The sequence below is a fragment of the Sphingobium agri genome, assembly GCF_023051225.1.
GTDB classification, from domain to species: domain Bacteria; phylum Pseudomonadota; class Alphaproteobacteria; order Sphingomonadales; family Sphingomonadaceae; genus Sphingobium; species Sphingobium agri.
The window spans coordinates 793,691-813,038 of the sequence record NZ_JALKHS010000006.1; the positions used below are offsets into that span (position 1 = coordinate 793,691).

At 62.9% G+C, this 19,348-nt stretch carries 19 protein-coding genes and 1 tRNA gene; 10 read left to right on the forward strand and 10 right to left on the reverse strand.

Annotated elements, in window-relative coordinates:
• Window positions 1-122 precede the first annotated feature (122 nt).
• Window positions 123-1,901, forward strand: a complete 1,779-nt coding sequence (gene mutL, locus MU848_RS07150) for a DNA mismatch repair endonuclease MutL (protein WP_247230994.1) — start codon at window positions 123-125, stop codon at window positions 1,899-1,901.
• A 2-nt stretch (window positions 1,902-1,903) separates the two neighbouring features.
• The gene (locus tag MU848_RS07155; protein ID WP_201514262.1) at window positions 1,904-2,428 is read left to right on the forward strand and encodes a hypothetical protein; all 525 of its coding nucleotides are present in this window, start codon (window positions 1,904-1,906) and stop codon (window positions 2,426-2,428) included.
• Between the two features lie 12 nt (window positions 2,429-2,440).
• On the opposite strand, the gene MU848_RS07160 is transcribed toward MU848_RS07155, so the two are convergent.
• Genes MU848_RS07160 through MU848_RS07170 form a run of 3 tightly spaced genes read right to left on the reverse strand, consistent with a single transcriptional unit; the run spans window position 2,441 to window position 4,871 of the window.
• Entirely contained in the window at window positions 2,441-2,902 is a 462-nt protein-coding gene (locus tag MU848_RS07160) for a MaoC family dehydratase (protein ID WP_201514261.1), read from the reverse strand.
• A gap of 50 nt (window positions 2,903-2,952) precedes the next feature.
• Window positions 2,953-3,456, reverse strand: coding sequence for a DNA-deoxyinosine glycosylase (locus MU848_RS07165; protein ID WP_247230995.1), 504 nt, complete (start codon window positions 3,454-3,456; stop codon window positions 2,953-2,955).
• A gap of 20 nt (window positions 3,457-3,476) precedes the next feature.
• The gene (locus MU848_RS07170) at window positions 3,477-4,871 is read right to left on the reverse strand and encodes a protein adenylyltransferase SelO family protein (protein ID WP_247230996.1); all 1,395 of its coding nucleotides are present in this window, start codon (window positions 4,869-4,871) and stop codon (window positions 3,477-3,479) included.
• A 67-nt stretch (window positions 4,872-4,938) separates the two neighbouring features.
• Here MU848_RS07170 and MU848_RS07175 point away from each other — a divergent pair, with 67 nt between their 5' ends.
• From MU848_RS07175 to MU848_RS07190, 4 genes are all read left to right on the forward strand, one after another.
• Window positions 4,939-5,808, forward strand: coding sequence for an alpha/beta fold hydrolase (locus MU848_RS07175; protein WP_247230997.1), 870 nt, complete (start codon window positions 4,939-4,941; stop codon window positions 5,806-5,808).
• A complete protein-coding gene (locus tag MU848_RS07180) occupies window positions 5,801-6,940 on the forward strand; it encodes a glycosyltransferase (protein WP_247230998.1) in 1,140 nt (379 codons plus the stop codon). Before MU848_RS07175 ends, MU848_RS07180 begins: the two co-directional genes overlap by 8 nt.
• A gap of 93 nt (window positions 6,941-7,033) precedes the next feature.
• Window positions 7,034-8,437: an NAD(P)H-dependent flavin oxidoreductase gene (locus MU848_RS07185; RefSeq protein ID WP_097092798.1), complete on the forward strand. Its 1,404-nt coding sequence runs from the start codon at window positions 7,034-7,036 to the stop codon at window positions 8,435-8,437.
• Complete coding sequence (locus MU848_RS07190; RefSeq protein WP_097091686.1) at window positions 8,437-8,649, forward strand: DUF2093 domain-containing protein; 213 nt, start codon at window positions 8,437-8,439, stop codon at window positions 8,647-8,649. The genes MU848_RS07185 and MU848_RS07190 overlap by 1 nt, the downstream gene beginning before the upstream one ends.
• Before the next feature lie 539 nt (window positions 8,650-9,188).
• Here the strand turns inward: MU848_RS07190 and purU are convergent.
• Complete coding sequence (gene purU / locus MU848_RS07195; protein ID WP_380800659.1) at window positions 9,189-10,028, reverse strand: formyltetrahydrofolate deformylase; 840 nt, start codon at window positions 10,026-10,028, stop codon at window positions 9,189-9,191.
• Window positions 10,029-10,150: 122 nt separating this feature from the next.
• The gene (locus MU848_RS07200; protein WP_247230999.1) at window positions 10,151-11,161 is read right to left on the reverse strand and encodes an SPOR domain-containing protein; all 1,011 of its coding nucleotides are present in this window, start codon (window positions 11,159-11,161) and stop codon (window positions 10,151-10,153) included.
• Between the two features lie 191 nt (window positions 11,162-11,352).
• Here MU848_RS07200 and MU848_RS07205 point away from each other — a divergent pair, with 191 nt between their 5' ends.
• Genes MU848_RS07205 through MU848_RS07215 form a run of 3 tightly spaced genes read left to right on the forward strand, consistent with a single transcriptional unit; the run spans window position 11,353 to window position 13,919 of the window.
• A complete protein-coding gene (locus tag MU848_RS07205) occupies window positions 11,353-12,075 on the forward strand; it encodes a ParA family protein (RefSeq protein WP_097092796.1) in 723 nt (240 codons plus the stop codon).
• 13 nt (window positions 12,076-12,088) lie between these two features.
• Window positions 12,089-12,607 carry a hypothetical protein gene (locus tag MU848_RS07210; RefSeq protein ID WP_201514238.1) on the forward strand — a complete coding sequence of 173 codons (519 nt, stop codon included), beginning with the start codon at window positions 12,089-12,091 and terminating at the stop codon, window positions 12,605-12,607.
• Between the two features lie 10 nt (window positions 12,608-12,617).
• Entirely contained in the window at window positions 12,618-13,919 is a 1,302-nt protein-coding gene (locus tag MU848_RS07215; RefSeq protein WP_247231000.1) for an SPOR domain-containing protein, read from the forward strand.
• A 179-nt stretch (window positions 13,920-14,098) separates the two neighbouring features.
• Here MU848_RS07215 and MU848_RS07220 read toward each other — a convergent pair.
• The 3 genes from MU848_RS07220 to moaA form a co-directional block, all read right to left on the reverse strand.
• A tRNA-Asn gene (locus MU848_RS07220) sits at window positions 14,099-14,173 on the reverse strand.
• 79 nt (window positions 14,174-14,252) lie between these two features.
• Window positions 14,253-15,029, reverse strand: coding sequence for an NAD kinase (locus MU848_RS07225; protein ID WP_201514157.1), 777 nt, complete (start codon window positions 15,027-15,029; stop codon window positions 14,253-14,255).
• Complete coding sequence (moaA, locus tag MU848_RS07230; protein ID WP_247231001.1) at window positions 15,026-16,039, reverse strand: GTP 3',8-cyclase MoaA; 1,014 nt, start codon at window positions 16,037-16,039, stop codon at window positions 15,026-15,028. Before moaA ends, MU848_RS07225 begins: the two co-directional genes overlap by 4 nt.
• 122 nt (window positions 16,040-16,161) lie before the next feature.
• Here moaA and MU848_RS07235 point away from each other — a divergent pair, with 122 nt between their 5' ends.
• Entirely contained in the window at window positions 16,162-18,180 is a 2,019-nt protein-coding gene (locus tag MU848_RS07235) for a putative bifunctional diguanylate cyclase/phosphodiesterase (protein ID WP_247231002.1), read from the forward strand.
• A gap of 7 nt (window positions 18,181-18,187) precedes the next feature.
• On the opposite strand, the gene MU848_RS07240 is transcribed toward MU848_RS07235, so the two are convergent.
• Both MU848_RS07240 and MU848_RS07245 read right to left on the reverse strand, forming a co-directional pair.
• Window positions 18,188-18,898: a TorF family putative porin gene (locus tag MU848_RS07240; RefSeq protein ID WP_247231003.1), complete on the reverse strand. Its 711-nt coding sequence runs from the start codon at window positions 18,896-18,898 to the stop codon at window positions 18,188-18,190.
• 1 nt (window position 18,899) lies between these two features.
• The gene (locus MU848_RS07245) at window positions 18,900-19,310 is read right to left on the reverse strand and encodes a hypothetical protein (protein ID WP_201514150.1); all 411 of its coding nucleotides are present in this window, start codon (window positions 19,308-19,310) and stop codon (window positions 18,900-18,902) included.
• Window positions 19,311-19,348 lie beyond the last annotated feature (38 nt).

The following is a 19,348-nucleotide window of genomic DNA, read 5'->3' on the forward strand; positions in this document are numbered from 1 at the left end:
AACCGGGGCGTTCGGAGGTCCCTGCCACGTTCCGCCGTCCCTGTCATCATTCCCTGTGATGAGGCAAAATTTTCGGGGGCAACGGCTCGCGGAAAGCGCTCGCTTGGGCTAGTCACTAATCAATGTCAATACGCCGCCTGCCCGAACATCTGGTCAATCGTATCGCTGCCGGTGAAGTGGTCGAAAGACCCGCCAGCGCGCTCAAGGAAGTCATTGAAAACGCACTGGATGCTAAATCAACCCGCATTTCCATCAGGTTGAGCGGCGGCGGGCTCGACCGCATCGAAGTGAGTGACGACGGCTGCGGCATGGCCGCGCACGAAATCGCGCTGGCGCTGGAGCGGCATGCGACGTCGAAGCTGCCTGACGACGCGATCGAGAATGTGTCCACCCTGGGCTTCCGTGGTGAAGCGCTCCCATCGATCGCCAGCGTTGCGCGCTTGTCGATCGACAGCAGGCCCAAAGGGCAGGATGGCTGGAACCGCACGGTCGACAATGGCGTGCTGCTGTCCGAAGGCCCTGCTGCCTTGCCGCCCGGCACGCGGATCACTGTGGAACAGCTGTTCGCAAGGGTGCCCGCTCGCCGCAAATTCCTGCGTTCTGCCAAGGCGGAATATGCAGCCTGCCTTGATGTCGTGCGAAGGCTCGCAATGGCGCACCCTTCGGTCGCCTTCACGCTGGAGCATGACGGCCGCCGGGCGATCGCCGTTCAGGGGGGAGAGGCGCGGGAGGATCGCGTCGCTGCCCTTACCGACCGGGCGCTCGCGGAAAACCATGTCATCGTCTCGCTGGAACGCGAAGGTGTGCGCCTGTCGGGCGTGGCGTCGCTACCGACCTATAATCGCGGCGTCGGCGATCATCAGTTCCTGTTCGTCAACGGCCGCCCTGTTCGCGACCGCTTGCTGATCGGCGCGGTGCGCGGCGCTTATGCCGACATGCTGGCGCGGGACAGGCATCCGGTAGTGGCCCTGTTCCTCGATGTTCCGCCGCTTGAGGTAGACGTCAACGTCCACCCGGCGAAGACGGAAGTGCGTTTTCGGGACCCTGCGATGATCCGGGGCATGATCGTGTCCGGCGTCCGTCGCGCGCTCGACGCAGAGGGCTTCCGATCCGTGCAGCAGGCCGATCCGGCGAGTCTTTCCGCCTGGAAAACCGAGCCGCTTACGCCCACGCCGATCAGCGCGCTTCCCATCTTCGAAGCTGGCTCGGTAAATTATGCGCCGCCAGCCGCCACGTTCGCTGATCGTCGCCCCTCCTTCACCGCGCCCCCGCCACAGGCGCGCGCCGAGCCCGCCGCCGCACCCGCGCCGGAAGGGACCAGCTTCCCGCTCGGCGTCGCGCGCGGACAGGTGGCGCGCACCTATATCGTCGCGGAGGCGGAGGATGGGCTGGTGATCGTCGATCAGCATGCCGCGCACGAGCGCCTTACGCTCGAGCGCATGCGCCGCGCCATGGAAGGGCAGGGCGTCGCCACGCAGGCGCTGCTGCTGCCCGAAGTGGTCGAACTGGATGAGCCCGCCTGCGATCGCCTGGAAACGCGCATCGATGAGCTGCGTAACTTCGGCCTTGAGCTGGAGCGGTTCGGCCCCTCTGCCATGCTGGTGCGCGCCGTGCCCGCGATGCTGGGCCAAGGAGACGTGCAGGGGCTTGTCACCGACCTTGCCGATGATCTCGCTGCTTATGACGAAGCGCTATCCCTGAAGGAGCGGCTCGATCTGGTCGCGGCAACGATGGCGTGCCACGGCTCAGTCCGCGCGGGCCGGGTGCTGAGCGTGGCGGAAATGAACGCGCTCCTGCGCGAGATGGAGATCACGCCACGCAGCGGCCAGTGCAATCACGGTCGTCCGACCTGGGTAAAGCTAGGCCATGGAGACATAGAAAAGCTGTTCGGAAGGAAATGACGATGCGCCTGATCGCTTGCCTCGCTGCCCTGAGCCTTTCCGCGCCCGCACTTGCCGCCGACCCATGCCTTGACGCTCCGCTGCCCCCTGAACCCTGGACCAGTTGGAACCAGAGCGGAACGGAGTCCGCCGCGGGCGAAGCGGCTTCTGCGCCACGGCTCATCCTGGGTAAGCCCCTTGTGGCGACGCTGCGCCCTTCGCCTCAAGTTCAATATGCCGTCAAACCTCACCATCAGGCGCCTAAAAGCTATGGCGGCCTCTTCAGCCTGGCCGTCAAAACGCCGGCACGGATAGGGATAGGCCTGTCGGGTCCCGCCTGGGTCGATATCGTCTTCAGGAATAGCCCTATCGCGTCCACCGCGCACAGTCATGGCCCGGGATGTTCGGGCATCCGGAAGATCGTCTGGTTCGACCTGACGCCAGGCGTGCATCTCATTCAACTGTCGGGTGCGGCATCCAGCCAAGTCCGCATCATGGCTGCGGACGCGCGCGCCAATCAGCCGCTGCCGCCAGTCCAGGACCGATAAAGATTTTCCGCGTCAGTTCGGACGGGTGCGGAACATCGTGATCGGCATCATCGTCAATACCGGCTCATCCCGCTGGTTCAGCACAGTGACCCTGCTCTTGACGATGCCCATCTCCGGTCTGCTCCGGGACGCCTTCTTTTCTACGACCTCGGATGTGCCCCTCAGCGTATCGCCAGGCCTCACCGGCCGCAGCCATCGCAGTTCATCGATGCCCATGGCGCCCAGGCTCGCATCCTGATGCCCGGCGGCCTGCATCTTCGCGACGAACATCTTCATGAACAGCGCAGTTGTGTGCCAGCCGCTCGCCGACAGGCTCCCGAAATGCGTCCCTGCGGCCGCTTCATCCGACAGGTGGAAAGGCTGGGCATCGAATTCTGCGGCAAAGGCCATGATTTCGTCGCGGCTGACACTTACCGGACCGAAATCCAGCCTGTCGCCGATTTCCAAATCCTCGAAATAGACACTCTTGCTCACCGGCCGGCACCCTCTTGTTGCAGATGGTCTAAGTCCGCCTTACGCTTACGTCAATGTTGGGACGGTGCAATCCATTGACGCAACGTCCGCCACGCCTCTGCCTTCTTGTCTCTGGAAAGCATGGCATAGGCGCCGCTGCTGGATGGCAAATCGATCATCGTCAACTCCGTGGCAGTACCGATCTGACGTCGGCCCTGCACTGACGCTGTCTTGCCGTTGAACGCGATCGCCCGCAGCGCAGGCAGCCGCGCGATAAAGCCCCTCAAATCCCGAAACTCCGCACCCCGGATAGCGCTGTCGAGACTGCCTTCGCGGTCCGCACTCTCGATCACGTCCCACAGGCCGACGCCCCGCGTGCGCAATCGCTTCAGCCGCATGGCATAGGGCAGGGCGCGCAGATCATCACCCAGCACATCGCTCATCAGCGACCAGAAAGCGTTCCCGCGATGGGCATAATATTCACCCTGCCTGATAGAGGCATCGCCCGGCAGGCTGCCAAGGATCAGCAGTGTCGTGCGTTCGTCCACGCTGGGCGGAAAGGCGGCCTTACGCACGGCCGGGATAAGGCCGTTTCTCAAGGCACTTCCGGCCCACGCCCCAAAGCCTCACCCATCCGCCGGATCGCCGCGACTTTCTCCTGCAACGGTGACCAATCATCCCGTTCGGCGATCGCGCTCCAGATGGACTCGACTTCGTCTATATGCATCGAACAGGGCGCGGCATCGCTCCAATAGGCATGCTCTTTCCTGCCGCTTGGTTCTATCCCGGCAACAGCTTCGCGGAACGGCGCCCAAGCCTCGCCCGAATAGTCCGTTCGCTCGCGCGGTTCGCCGCCTCGCCAATCATGAAAGAAACGGTCGATCTGTGTCTTGCTCGCGGCCATTCCCTTGACGGCTGCCTCGATCATTGAGTTCACATCGCCTGAGGGGACGACGCCTAGCCGCCAGCAAAAGCGCCGCGCCATTGCCCCTCCGAACAATTCGGGAAACCGCTCCAGTTGCTCGATCAGCGGTTCGGCTTCGACCAAGGGTCTCAGCGAAACAGCCAATTGCGCCACATCCCAGTGGATCGCTTCAGCCTGCCGTCCAAACGCATAAAGCCCGGCATGGTCGAAATAGGCGGCCGTGAAACCCGGCTCCCAATAAGGCGTAAAGCGCCACGGGCCATAGTCGAAGCTTTCGCCCGTCACATTGATATTGTCGCTGTTCAGCACGCCATGCACGAAACCCGCGACCATGTAGCTCGCCGCCAGATCAGCCGTCCGCTCGACCACGCGGCCCAGCAACTGCGCGGGCGCATTGTTTCCCGGCTCTTCATTGTACAGGTTGCGCAGCGCATAATTGGTGAGCCGCTCCAGCAGAGGCTTGTCATCGAAATAGGCGGCGCGCTGGAAGGACCCGATGCGAATATGGGAATGGCTCAATCGCACCATGACCGCAGAGCGAGTGGGGGAGGGCTCGTCATGCCGCTCCAGCGCCTCGCCCGTCTCGATCAATGAAAAGGTCTTCGACGTGTTGACGCCCAGCGCATCCAGCATTTCGGTCGCCAATATCTCGCGAACGCCGCCTTTCAGCGTCAACCGCCCATCGCCAAAGCGGCTGTAGGGCGTCTGGCCCGATCCTTTCGTCCCAAGGTCCAGCAACCGTCCGGCTTCGTCGCGCAACTGCGCGAACAGGAATCCCCGGCCATCGCCAATGTCAGGATTATACACCCGGAACTGATGGCCATGATAACGCAATGCCAGCGGCTGCGGCAGGCTGCCTGACAATGGTTCGAATCGGCCGAAGTGACGAAGCCACTCCTCATCGCTCAGCCGGTCCAGCCCCACGCTCGCTGCGGCCCTATCGTTCCGATATCGCAATATCGTCTGCGGGAAGTTTGCCGCTGCGACTTCATCGGCGAAGTCGGGCTGCAACGCGAAGATTTCCTTTGCCGGATTGTATCTGCTGGCTTGCGAGGATTTGTCCATGCGGCGATATGGGGGGACAAGGCGGGCAGTTACAACCGCTTCGCTGTAATTTGAGGACGCACGACCGTTGACCAGCTTCACTGACGGCTACTGGTGGTCTCCCGACGGCCTCAGGCTCCACTATCGTGACTATGCCGGCGGTGAAGATGGCCGCCCGCCGCTGCTGTGCCTTCCCGGCCTGACACGCAACGCTCGCGATTTCGAACCCTTGGCCGATCGCCTCGCGGGCGAGTGGCGCCTCATCTGTCCCGACATGCGCGGCCGTTCCGAAAGCGCGCAGGCGAAGGACCCGATGACCTATGTCCCGCTCACCTACTCGCAGGACATCAGCCGCCTTTTGGCGGATCTCGCCATCACCCGTTTCGTCGCGATCGGCACCTCGCTCGGCGGCCTGATCACCATGTTGATTGCCGCGACTCACCGCGAATGGCTGGCAGGCGCGCTGTTGAACGACGTGGGGCCAAAGCTCGAACAGGAGGGGCTCGACCGCATCCGGACCTATGTCGGGGTCGGCCAGTCGCATCAAAGCTGGGTTCAGGCCGCCCGCGCACTGGAAGAAGCCAATCGCGACATCTACCCCCGCTACGATCTTGAACAATGGCTTGCCATGGCGAAGCGCCTCTACCGGCTCAACAGCGGCGGCCGCGTCGTGTTGGACTATGACATGCGCGTCGCCGAACCCCTCCGCCTGTCCGGAGGCGAGGCGGGGGTCGATCTCTGGCCTGTCATGGCGTCTTTTAATGGCATCCCCTCTCTCATCCTACGGGGCGAAAGATCCGATCTGCTCAGCGCTGCCACTGCGCAGCGCATGCTTTCGGAAATGGGGCCCAGCGCTGAGCTTGTGACAGTTCCGGATGTCGGCCACGCTCCGCTGCTCGACGAACCGGAAGCCGCTGCCGGGATCGACCGCCTGCTCGTGCGAGTCCTGCATGGCTGACACCCGAAGCGGGCCGCCGCGCCTGCTGCATGTTCACGGCAGCTTTTCCCTGGGCGGCAAGGAAGCACGCGCTGTCCGTCTTATGAACCTGTGGGGCGATCGCGCCAGCCATACGATTGTCAGCGCCGCTCCTGACGCCATGGGCGCCCGGTCCGCGATCGCGCCGGGGGTAGAGGTCAGCTTCCCCGACGCGCCACCGTTGACCGGCCGCCCCGGCGCAAGTCGCTTTCGGGCGTTGGGACGCTTCCTGTCGAGATTCGATCTTGTACTCACCTATAATTGGGGAGCTATGGACGCCGTCATGGCGCATCGCGTCTGCGCGCCTTTCCTGCGCCTGCCGCCGCTCATCCATCATGAGGACGGCTTCAATATCGAGGAGGCAGAGCGGCTCAAAACGAAGCGCAACCTCTATCGCCGACTGGCGCTCCAACGCGCCCAGGCCATAGTCGTGCCGTCCATCCGGCTGGACGAGATTGCGCGAAGAACATGGCGTCAGCCCGCGTCAAAGGTTCATCTGATCCGCAACGGGATTGATGTGGCGCGCTATGCTGGCGCCGTTCCCGGCGCCATTCCCGGCCTCGTTCGCTCGCCTGGAAAGCTGCTCGTCGGGACATTAGCCGGATTGCGCCCGGTCAAGAATATTCCTCGCCTGGTACGGGCAGTCGCGCCGCATCGTGATAAGTTGCAACTGGTGATCGTGGGCGAAGGCCCTGAGCGGGCGGCGATCCTCGCAGAGGCAGCCAAGCATGGCATCGACGATATCTGCCTGCCCGGCTTCCTTCCCGACCCCGCGCGTTTTCTCGGGCTGTTCGATATTTTCGCGCTGTCGTCCAATAGCGAACAGTTCCCGATTTCGCTTGTGGAGGCCATGGCCGCGCGGCTGCCTGTCGCGTCCACCGACGTAGGGGACGTGGCGCAAATGGTCGCCCCGGAAAATCAGCCATTTATCGCACAGGACGAGGCTGGGCTTTCGGGAGCGCTCGGTCAACTGGCCGCCAGTGCCGATCTTCGCATTCGTCTTGGCGAGGCAAATCTGCGCCGGGCGCAGCGCGACTTCGAAGAAGCTGCGATGGTCGATGCCTATGCGGGGCTTTATGGACAGGCACTATCCAGCCCTCATATTTTGCGGTAGGGCGCGCCCGTTATTCGTCATCGGTCGCGAAAGCTGCTATAGAGCGGCGTTCAGTCGACGGATGACCCAGCAGCTGTTGCGCGGGAGATTATGTTGTTCAAGGGTTTGAAGCCCATCATCTATGGTGGTCGTGAAGTCTGGCCGCTGGTCGAAGGCGGGAAGGGCGTGGCTGTGTCCAATCACGCCAGCTCCGGCGCATGGGCTGCGGCAGGGGGGATCGGCACCGTGTCCGCCGTCAATGCCGACAGCTATGACAGCATGGGCAACATCATCCCACAAATCTATCACGGCCGCACCCGCCGCGACCGTCATGAAGAACTGGTCGCCTACGCTATCGATGGCGCGGTCGAACAGGTAAAGCGCGCCTTCGAAATTGCCGGGGGCAAGGGCGCGATCAACATTAACGTGCTTTGGGAAATGGGCGGCGCTCAGCGGGTGCTGCACGGCGTCCTGGAAAAGACCAAGGGCATGGTCGCCGGTGTCACCTGCGGCGCGGGGATGCCGTATAAGCTGAGCGAAATCGCCGCGTCCTATGGCGTCAGCTATCTTCCCATCGTCAGCTCCGGCCGCGCCTTCCGCGCGCTGTGGAAACGTGCCTATTCCAAGGCCTCGGAATGGCTGGCAGCGGTGGTCTATGAAGATCCGTGGCTGGCGGGCGGCCATAACGGCCTTTCCAACGCGGAAGACCCGCGCCAGCCGCAGGACCCTTATCCCCGCGTTCGCGATCTGCGCGCGACGATGCGTGAAGGGGGCATTTCCGACGATGTGCCGATCGTCATGGCGGGCGGCGTATGGCACCTAAAGGATTGGAACGACTGGATCGACAATCCGGAGCTAGGCGCGATCGCCTTCCAGTTCGGCACCCGTCCGCTATTGACGCAGGAAAGCCCCATTCCCGATGAGTGGAAGCAGCGCCTCACTCAGCTGGAACCCGGCGACGTGCTGCTGCATCGCTTCTCACCGACGGGTTTCTACAGCTCGGCTGTCCGCAATCCCTTCCTGCGTCAGCTGGAAGCGCGCTCGGAACGCCAGATACCGTTCAGCACGGAACAGGCGGGCGATCACACGCACCAGCTGGATGCGGGGGTCAAGGGCAAGAATTTCTGGGTGACCCGCGGCGACCTGCTGCGCGCGCGCGAATGGGTGGGACAGGGTTTCACGTCCGCGCTCAAGACGCCTGACAACACGCTTGTATTCGTCACCGAAGAAGAAAAGGCGGAAATCCGAAAGGATCAGACCGACTGCATGGGCTGCCTCAGCCAGTGCGCCTTTTCAAGCTGGATGGACAGTGAGACGAACTCGACCGGCCGTCTTGCCGATCCGCGGAGCTTCTGCATTCAGAAGTCGCTGCAAGAGGCGGTGCATGGTGGTGATCTGGACAAGAACCTCCTCTTCGCTGGCCATGGCGCGTACAAGTTCAAGCAGGACCCCTTCTATTCCAACGGTTTCGTGCCGACGGTGAAGCAGCTTGTAGACCGCATATTGACGGGCGACTGATGGCGGAAATCCAGGGATTGGCGGTGCTGGAATACCACACGCCCTATTTCGACATAGTGCGCCCGGGACAGTTCGTCTTTTGTGCGGTTTCGGGTGCACGGATCGATTTGGACGACCTCAAATATTGGAGCGCCGAGTTCCAGGAAGCATATCGCGGCCCTCTTGAGGCGACACAGTCCTTCCTCCGTCATCGCGGTATGGCGCCCGCCTGAACGGCGCCCGGACTTTTTGTTCCTTTTGACGGCGCAGTGCGTTATCCTCTTCATGCAGGCGACAAAGATCGCCGCATTTGGAAGGATGTCTAGGATGTCGCGTTTGGATGTCTATGGCGATCGGGTTTGCGTCGTCACCAGTTTCCTCATCGTAGGATGGTTTATCTACGATATTTTCTTCGGTTGAAACTTTTGCACAAAGCGCACATCGCGTCCGCTAAAGCAAAGCTATGTTCCCTTTCTCAACTATATCTGTAGACAGGTGTCGAGCTTAACGCTCCGCGGCTTTTGAAGGATGACAGCTTGCTCCGCGTCAACAACGGCTAAAGCGCACGGCCCTATGCGACCACGCAAGGTTTCGTGTTCCTCCGGACAAGGAGAAGACGATGAAACCCCGTACCCTTATTGCACGTCGTAAGCGGCAGCACGAAACAGCCAGGGATGTCTATATCCCGCACTCGTCCTGGTCCCGCCAGCCACGAGCAGCAGCCAGCGCAGCACTCGCGCCGGAAGATTTTTGGGCGCGCCTCGGGCTCTGATCAGCGGAAAACGACGGTCTTGCTGCCGTTCAGCAGCACCCGGCGGTCGGCGATCCATCCGACCGCTCGGGCCAGCACCTGCGCCTCTATATCGCGGCCGATGCGGATCATATCCTCTGCGGTGGCGCGATGATCGACCCGTTCCACGGCCTGCTCGATGATCGGCCCCTCATCCAGATCGGCGGTCACGAAATGTGCCGTCGCGCCGATCAATTTCACGCCTCGCTCATGGGCGCGGTGATAGGGGCGGGCACCCTTGAAACCCGGCAGGAAGCTGTGGTGGATATTGACGCATCGCCCTTCCAGCCGCCCGACCAGATCTTCTGACAGGACCTGCATGTAGCGCGCGAGGATCAGATAGTCCGATCGCGTTCGTCCAAAGACATCCAGGATCGCCGCTTCCTGCCCGGCCTTATCCCCATTGGCAGGCAACTCATGATAGGGGATGCCGTGCCATTCGGTGATCCGGCGCATGTCGGGATGGTTCGATACCACGCCCATGATATCGACGGCCAATGTTCCTGTCTGCCACCGGTGCAACAGGTCGGCGAGGCAGTGCGAGCCTTTCGAAACCGCAAGCAGCATGCGCGGCTTTTCCTGCGCTCCACTGATCCGCCAGTCCATGTCGAATTCGGCGCCTGTGGCGGCGAATGCAGCCTGCAGTTCTTGCGTGTCCGACATGCGGGCATCCGTCGCTTCGAACGCCACGCGCATGAAGAAGCGTCCAGCCTCCCTGTCGGCATATTGCTGGCTATCTGTGATAAAGCCGCCCCGTTCCGCCAGGAACTGGCTGACGGCTGCAACAATGCCGACGCGGTCGGCGCACACCAGCGTCAGCACCCAGGAGGGGACAACCGAATTGTTCAAAAGGGGCCTCCGCAAATGATCGGGAACGCCGTTGCCTTATGCCGCACCCATGATCAAGCGGTTAAAGCCACAAGACCTAGCCGCGACAGCGCGGACTACATCTTCCTCGGCATGCAATCCGCCCCCGCAGCCTTTATCGCGCCGCATAGCTTTGCCGCTTCGGCATTGCTCGCCAAAGGCCCGGCCTGCAATCGCGTCATGGCGCCGCCCTTGACCAGATACAGCTGATAGGCGGAAAGACCGGCTACCTTGCCGCGCAGGCTGCTCCAAAGTGCCCGGGCGCGTCCTTCCTCGCTGAAGGCACCCAGTTGCACTCGCCAAGGCCCGCTAGCGGCCACCTTCGCTTCCTTCCCAATGGCAGGCTTACGCGGCGGAACTGCTGTGCTGAGTTTGGAAGGCTCAGCTTTCGTCTTGGCTGGTAAGGGCTTCTTGGCATCCCGGACAGGCGGCAAGGTAGCGCTTGCAAGAGAGGGCGTTTCCTCACGCAGAACCGGCGGGCTCGACAGGCGGCCATTGGCCTCTGACAGCGCCGCCACTTCCTTTTGCCCCATGTCCCGCGCCATGGCGAGCCGCTGCTGCCGCTGCTCAACGGGGATATATTTGTCCATCTGTTTAAGGCTCGACGTCGCCTGCGCCAGCCCTGCTGCGGATGCGCGGCTCATCAGCGCATAGGCGCGCGGCCAGTTCTTCGCTGTCAGGTCGCCGTTGAACAGCGCTGTACCCACGATATATTGCGCGCGCGGTTCCCCCCGCATCGCCGATCGCTCAAGATAGGGCAGGGCGCTCGCCCGCTCTCCCTGCTGGAACATCAACAGCCCCAGATTATCCTCGGCCCGTACATGGCCCTGCGCTGCGGCTTTGCGATACCAATCGAGGGCCGCCGCCATATCAACTTTGACACCCCGGCCGAGCTTGCTTGCCTGACCCATGTTGAACTGCGCATCGGGATCGCCTGCCTGGGCGAGCGGCCGCCAAAGCCTCACTGCCTTGTCATAGTCGCCTTGCTGCCAGGCATCGACGCCAGCCTTCACATCGGCAAGGGCGGGCGGCGCCAAGCTCAGCATGGTTGCTGCGGCCAAGGTGCCCCAGATGTGCTTCATGTCCATATGCTCCTGAAACAACAGCGTCACCGCAGCCTATGATTGAACAAGGTTAATGCACACTTAGCATTGAGGATGCCATTCTTGATAGTAGGCTCCCGCTGCCACCGATGTCGAAGGATGCGGGCATGTTAACCAAATCTTAGGCGCGGCCATGGCAGTCCAATGTGCAATTGGATTTTCTGGGGGAAACGCGCGTGCGCATACTCGCATTGGCATCGCAAAAGGGCGGATCGGGGAAGACCACCTTGTCTGGTCATCTGGCTGTACAGGCGCAGAGGGCTGGCGCTGGCCCGGTGGTTCTTATCGACATCGATCCCCAGGGTTCGCTGGCCGACTGGTGGAACGAGCGCGAAGCCGAGTTTCCCGCCTTTGCCCAGACGACTGTCGCACGCCTCGCGGCGGATCTTGAAATCCTGCGGCAGCAGGGTTTCAAGCTTGCCGTCATCGACACGCCTCCTGCCATCACCATGGCGATCCAGAGCGTCATTTCCGTCGCCGAGTTGATCGTGGTGCCGACCCGTCCCAGTCCTCATGACCTCCGCGCCGTCGGTGCCACGGTCGACCTATGCGATCGGGCGGGCAAGCCCCTGATCTTCGTTGTCAACGCTGCCACTCCCAAGGCGCGCATCACGTCGGAAGCCGCTGTTGCGCTTTCACAGCATGGCACTGTCGCGCCCGTGACGCTGCACCATCGCACGGACTTTGCCGCATCGATGATCGACGGCCGTACAGTCATGGAGGTCGATCCTAACGGTCGATCGGCTGGCGAAGTCACGCAATTGTGGAGCTATGTCTCCGATCGCCTTGAAAAGAATTTCCGCCGGACGGTCTTCTCGGTCCCCAACGGGACGGCGGGCACCAGCGGCGCAGTTCGTCCGGCGACGGGTGGCTTCGGCCGCCGCGTCGTGGGCCAGTAAGGGAGGGATGACAATGGCCGAACCCAAGCCTCTCGCTTCGCTGACCTCTGGACTGCTCGCGCGGAAGGGCGCTGCTCAACCCGCCATGCGCCGACCCGTCATGGGCTTTGGCCAACAGGCGACAGCGGCGCTGTTGCAGGACGATCTTGGCTGGAATGACATGGGCTTCGACGTTACCGAGCCCGAGCCTGTTCCTGCCGAGCCTCGCGCCGTAGTCGGCCTGACCCCGATGACGCAGCCGCCCGCCGCAGCGCCTGTCCCGACCGTGATGGTCGAGCGAGAAGAACTGGCGGAGCGCATGGAAGCAGCGGTCAAGACGATCGCTCCTGCCAAGCGCGCAGTCGCAAAAGGCCGCAAAGCCGCCTTCACCCTCCGTCTGGACGCGGACCGTCATCTGAAGCTTCGCCTTGCAAGCGCGGTCGTCGGCCGTTCCGCCCAGCAGATGGTGACCGAGGCTTTGGACAATTTTCTCGCCGCTTTGCCCGAAATCGACAAGCTCGCGCAGCAGTTGCCGCGCGACGAAGCGAAGTAAAGGATCAGCCATGAAGCGCAGCGCTCTCTCCAAGGCGGCACTTTCGTCGCTGATTGTCGGGACCACCATGGTCGGCTGCACGGGGGCGGCGTTCCGGCCCTCCGCTATTGCCGCGCCTAAGCAGGATCCGGTTCGCGCCACCGCTGCCATCGAAAAAGCGCTCGCCGGCCGGGATGGCGCGCGCGCTATCGCAGCGGCCGAACTAGCGGTCCAGGCTGCTCCCCAGGATGCGAACTATCGGCAATTGCTTGGCCGCGCCTATATCGCGAGCGGCCGCTTCGTCTCGGCGGAAGCTGCCCTCAGCGAAGCAATGACGCTCGGCAACCGGGACCCGCGCACGATCATCAGCCTGGCCTTGGTCAAGGTGGCTTTGGGCAAGAATGACGCGGCTCGCGAACTGCTCGTGACCAATGCGGACGTTGTCCCTGCCAGTGATTACGGCCTTGCAATGGCCATGGCAGGCGACCCGGGAGAGGGTGTCCGTATCCTGTCCGAAGCCATTCATGATCCGTCGGCGACTGCGCGGACACGCCAGAACCTCGCCTATGCCTATGCGCTGGCCGGCCGTTGGAAAGATGCGCGCGTGATGGCGGGCCTCGATCTCGATCCGCTCGCCGCCAATCAGCGTATCGCGCAGTGGGCGCAGACAGCGGCTCCTGACTTCGCACAGCAACGGATCGCTGGCCTGATGGGCGTCACTTTCGACGGTAATGATGTCGGCCAGCCCGTCGCTCTGGCTCTCGCGCCCGAGGCTGCGCCCGCTCAAATGGCTGAGGCAGCTTCGCCGGAAATGCCTGCCGCTCCCGTTGCCGAGCAGGCTACCGCTACCGAAATGGCCCAAGCGGAAGCCGTCCGACAGCCCGTTGATTTCACGCCTTATGCGGCTCCCGCGCCGGTCAATAAAGCGTCACGACTAGGGAAGAAGAGCGCCTCGGCCAGCCTCTCTACACCCATTCGCGCGGCGCGGGCGGTTCGTCAGTCGGTCCGCTTCGACGGAAAGGGCAACAGCGCGTGGGTGGTCCAGCTCGGAGCTTATGCAAATACCGCGATTGCGAAGGAAAAATGGTATGAGATGGCGCGCCGCAACAGCGCGATCTCCGCTTTGCCGGTGCTGACCAGTCAGATTACCGTCAATGGCGTCAGCTATGCTCGCCTTGCCGTCAGCGGCTTCGATGATCGCGTGGAGGCGGACGCACTCTGCCGCGCCATCCGCACTCGCCGGGGTCAATGTTTCGTGCGGGAAAAGGCGCCCGGCGCAGCCCCGCAGCGTTGGGCGCTCGCATCCAAGCCACGCCAGTTCGCGTCGCGCTGAACAAACGCCTTTCTGATCGGATCACCTCGCCTCCCCTAGGGGGCGAGGTTTTTTGTATCACCGGCTCTGCTGGCAGCGGTAGACTGAAGCAGCCGGATCAAGAGCGCTGAAGGCGCAAGCTCAGAGCGCGTACACCCTAGATTGTTGCTGATTTCCGGAGCCGCCTTAGTAGGCGAAAGTGGCTCCCCGAGTAGGATTCGAACCTACGGCCATTCGATTAACAGTCGAATGCTCTACCGCTGAGCTATCGGGGAGCAGCCCGGCTCTCGCTGGGCAGGCCGCGCCTATAGCAGCGAGATTCTTGAGATGGCAAGGGCAGATTTGCGAATTTTTTCAGGCAATGAATTGTTCTGCCGCGATCCGGTCATCCAGCGTATGTTCAGGGTCGAAAAGCAGGGTCAGCGGCGTGCCCCGATCGATCTGCACCTCGACCTCCGCAACGTCACGGACTTCCCGCTGATCCGCCACGGCGCTCACTGGACGCTTGACCGGATCAAGCACGGTAAAGCGGATTGCCGTGCTTTCCGGCAGGATGGCGCCACGCCAGCGGCGGGGACGAAAGGGGCTGATCGGCGTCAAGGCGACCAAGCCCGATCCCAGTGGCAGGATGGGCCCATGGGCCGAGAGATTATAGGCCGTCGATCCCGCGGGCGTCGCCACCAGCACGCCATCGCATACCAGCTCGGTCAGCGCCGTCCGCCCATTCACATGGACTTCCAGCTTCGCCGTCTGGCGCGTCTCGCGCAGCAAAGACACTTCGTTGATGGCGGGGATCGAAAAGCGCTCCCCGTCGACCGTATCGACAGTCATGCGAAGCGGGTTCACCTTGAAGAGCTTGGCCGCCTCGATCCGCTGCTCCAGCCGTTCCAGCCGCCACTCGTTCATCAGGAATCCGACTGTCCCCAAATTCATCCCGAACACGGGCATGATCCGGCGGCTTTCCAACATGGAGTGCAGGGTTTGCAGCATGAACCCGTCGCCACCCAGCGCGATGATCATATTCGCTTGCTCGACAGGCACGAAGTCATAGGCTGCGCGAAGCCGCTCCTCGGCTGCTTTGGCGGACTGGGTAGGGGAGGCGAGCAGGGCGCGCCGTGGCTCCTCGCTCATCCGCCGGTCACACTCATATGGCGATTGACTGCGGCGGCAGGCGCGTTGCCGCCGATCCGGAAATCATGGCTGGCAGGCTTCAGCCGCAGGGCGCGGTCGATCAGCGGCTGAACCGCATCGACGCCGCCCTCGCGGAATGCGGTCTTCAGGTCCACATGATCCTCATGCCCCAGGCACATGAATATCTTTCCTTCGCAGGTCATGCGCATGCGGTTGCAATCCGCACAAAAGTTGTTGGTGAGTGGCGTGATAAGCCCCAATCTCACGCCCATCCCTTCGACCGCATGATATCTTGAAGGTCCGCCCGTGCGATGCGCTATCGGCAGCAGTTCATGATGCAGCCTCAATTGCTCGACCACTTGGGTCAGCGGCAGATAATGGTCCGTGCGATCCTCGCCCGTCTCGCCCAGCGGCATCGTCTCGATCAATGTGAGGTCAAACCCTTCACGATCGCACCATTGGAGCATCGACAGGATTTCGTCTTCGTTGATGCCCTTCAAGGCGACCATGTTGATCTTGACCGCGAGACCCGCCGCCTTCGCCGCGGCCAGCCCCTCGATCACCGGCCGAATGTCGCCATTGCGGGTGACATGAGCGAACCGCTCCGGATCGCGGCTGTCGAGGCTGACGTTGATCCGCCGGACGCCAGCATCGAAAAGCGCTTCGGCATGCTGGGCCAGCCGTGTGCCGTTGGTCGTCAGCGTCAGTTCGTCCAGGCCTTCGTCAAGGTGGCGGCCAATCCGCCGCACCAGATCGACAATGTCCCGCCGTACCAGCGGCTCGCCGCCGGTCAGTCTTATCTTGCGCACGCCGCGCGCTATGAAGAGGTCGGCAAGCAGCGCAATCTCTTCCAGCGTCAGCACCTGGTCCTTGGGCAGGAAGGTCATGCGCTCCGCCATGCAATATCGGCAGCGCAGGTCGCATCTATCCGTGACCGAAATCCGCAAATAGCTGATCCGGCGGCCCAACGCATCGGTCAGGCCCGTGCGCCGAAGATCGGGCTTGTTCATGCTCAACTAGCTAAGCCATGGCAAAGTCCGGTGCAAGCACTGCCGGTTGCAGGGTCATGAACAGGTCGCTAACGCCTGTCTGCTACATGCCTCGACATGCGCTGTAGTCCGGGAGTTTCGATGTGAGCGGTGAAACCGCACTGCATGGCCAGCGCAGCCTTTTCATCCTGTCGCCAGGCGACAGGGACGGATTGTCTCGCGCGGCGGCGCTGGCGGGTTGGCGCGCCATCGCGGCGCGGCGATCGAAGGACGCAGCCCAGCGTTTCCTGCACAGCGACGCGCAGATTGCCCTCGTTGATGCCCGTGGCCCCGCAGAAGATGGTGAAACGTTGATTGAAGCACTGGCGCCCGCCGTCGAGGCTGGTGGCGGCGCGATTATCGTGCTGATCGATGAAAGCGCGCTCGGGTCTGTCACCGCTTTGCTGGACGCGGGGGCCACTCATTTCCTCACGGCTCCCTACGCGCCTGACCAGATGCGCGCGACACTCGCGTCGGCACAGCGCCTCATTGATCGCCTGGGGGGCGGCACGGCATCCAGCCAGCGCGCTCAGCGGATAAGGCGGGGCGATGCCCTATTTTGGGAATTGGACAAGGGTGGACGTGTCGTCCGACTGAGCGACAATCTTGCGCGACATCTTAACCTTGATCGGCAGGTTATCAGCCCCGGGCGTTTTGCCCGCTGCTTGCCCCGTGCGGAACGCCGGTCGGTGATTGCGGGCCTGCGCGGCATGATGCGGTCGGGCCGGACCGAATCCTTCGCGCACGCTGCCCCTGGGCGGCCGGGCGATCGTCTCGTTCATCACCTCCGCCTTATTGATGGGGTGGTCGCCGCCGACGTCGAATGGCTCTCTGACACGCATGGCGACGACACAACCGGCCGCGATGACCTGACCGGCCTTCGCTCCCGGCAAGCAGCCCTTGAATGGCTGGAGAAGCGATCGGGTGTCGCCACGACCATCCTCCTCCTTTCCATCAGCCAGTTCGATCGGATGAACGCCGCTTATGGTCAGCTAGTCGGCGATGCCTTGCTTGGCCGCATCGCCCGGCGTATCGAGCGCATGGCGGCTGACGCAGCGCCCGGTGCCGTCGTGGCCCGCATCGCCGGAACGGAGTTCCTCGTCGGCCTTACCGGTGCCGCCGCCGCGAGCGAGCGCGCCACCTTCCTCGCGCGCCAGCTGATCGGCGCGGTCGGCCGCCCGTTCAGTGCAGGCGATCACCTTATCCGCCTCACCGCCCGGTGCGGCATCGCGCAGTCACGCGCCGACGATGATGCCACACGCCTGCTCCGCCGCGCGGGTACGGCGCTGGCCGACGCGCGGGCGGGCGGCGGGGAGGGCATTCGCATTTTCTCAGCCGAAAAGCGCAGCCGCCAGGTTGATGCCGACCAACTTGAAACCGACCTGCGCCTCGCCCTTGATCGGGAAGAGATCGGCATCGTGTTCCAGCCGCAATATCCGATCGGTGGTGATCATATGACGGGCGTGGAGGCGCTCGCGCGGTGGAACCATCCACAATATGGCTCGCTCGGCGCGGGCATGTTGTTCGCCACTGCCGAACGATCGGACTATATGCTGCCGCTGTCCGCCCACATTCAGGCGGAAGCCCTGCGTCAGGCGGCTGCCTGGCCACAGGCGCTTTCGCATTTGCGGTTGTCGATCAACGTGACCGCCGCCGACATCGCACAGCCTGGCTTCATGCCGCAGTTCCTTGGCCTGGTTGACGGCAGCGGCTTCCCGCGTTCGCGGCTAACGGTCGAGATTACCGAAAGCGGCCTTATCGAGAATGTCGCTGCCGCATCGGCGCTGCTGACGGCTCTTCGTGCAGAGGGCCTTGCCGTGGCGGTCGATGACTTCGGCACCGGCTACTCAAGCCTCGCCTATCTCAAGAGCCTGCCGCTCGACTATCTCAAGATCGACAGTGGATTGGCTCAGGATATCGCTGGCACGGCGCGGGACAGGATCGTGGTCCGGGGCGTCATCCACATGGCCAAGTCACTGGGGCTGTCCGTCATTGCCGAGGGCGTCGAAACGCAACAGCAACTCGATCTTCTCGCGCGCGAAGGATGCGACTTCTACCAAGGCTTTTTGCGGTCAGCGGGCGTATCATCCGCCGAGTTGGCTGCCATGGCCCTGAAGGGTTGAACCTAGCCTAAAAGGTAATCCCCGCCCGGCCGATCAGCGTCGCACCTGAGTGGCGTGCATCATCGATGCTGCTGTTGGCATAGCGCACGCCTGCAAACCATCGCCGTTGCAGGTAATCCACGCTGATCCCATGATCCCAATAAGTGCCGCCGGGCCGCAAACGGGCCGCATTGCCCTCGTCGCGCACGCTGCCGCTTGAACGCCCGACATGGGCTGAAACGGTAAGCGGCGTTCCCGGAATGCCCGCCGAGGCCGCTGCCGACAGGTAAAGGTTGTCGCCCCCGATCGATCCTTGCCTCGGCGCGTAGCTCGCGTTGAGATCAATGTTGGCGGGGCCGATCAGGAAAGCCGCGCCCGCGCCAAATTGCCCATATCCTTGCCCCGATGCGCCGGGGAAAAGATGATATGTGCCCCTGGCCGAAAGCCGCCATCCGCCCAACTGCCGCGCATAGGACGCGCCGAAATCCACGACAGCGTCAGCGCCGCCATGGCGATCGCTGCTCCACAAGGATGTTGCCGCAGCGTCGAAACTCAGTTCGTCGGTCGCCTGGAGGGCGACAGACCCCCGCACGACGGGCTCGCCATCGCTCCAGCTGAGGCCCCGTCTACGCTCATCGCTTGCAACCTCGACGGTTCCCGAAATCGTGTCGGCATATTGTGCTAGAGCGGGCGAGGCGCTGGCGGCCAGCAAAAGCCCAGCCGCCAACGTCGCGCGCATGTCAGTTCGAAGCAAGATTACGGACAGCATCGAGCTCAGCCATTAGCGGTGCACGATCCCGTTCGGCAACTGATATCAGATGTTCGCGAATGGCCGCTTCATGCCGGGCCAGGTTGCGTTCACCCGACTTACGATCAGGCGTGCATGCGCCATGCTCGCTCCCGGAAATTCGCTTGTCGGCAGAAACGGTGCGCGTAAGCGCCGGGCCGTGGTTGAGCGCGCGGTCAACCACGACAGTTGCGGTCCACTGGCACCGCTGCATGTCCATGCGATTGGGCGTCTTAGCCCCAACGGTCTTCGTCGAAATATCAACGCGTGCGGAATAGGTCGCTTGCACCGGCGTTCCGCCATGGTCGATCTGTACGCTGTGCGTGGCAGCAGCAGCCGCCATCGCTACGAGTGTCGAAATCATGTCAATCTCCTGCTTGACGCCGGACTTTGCTGCCCAGT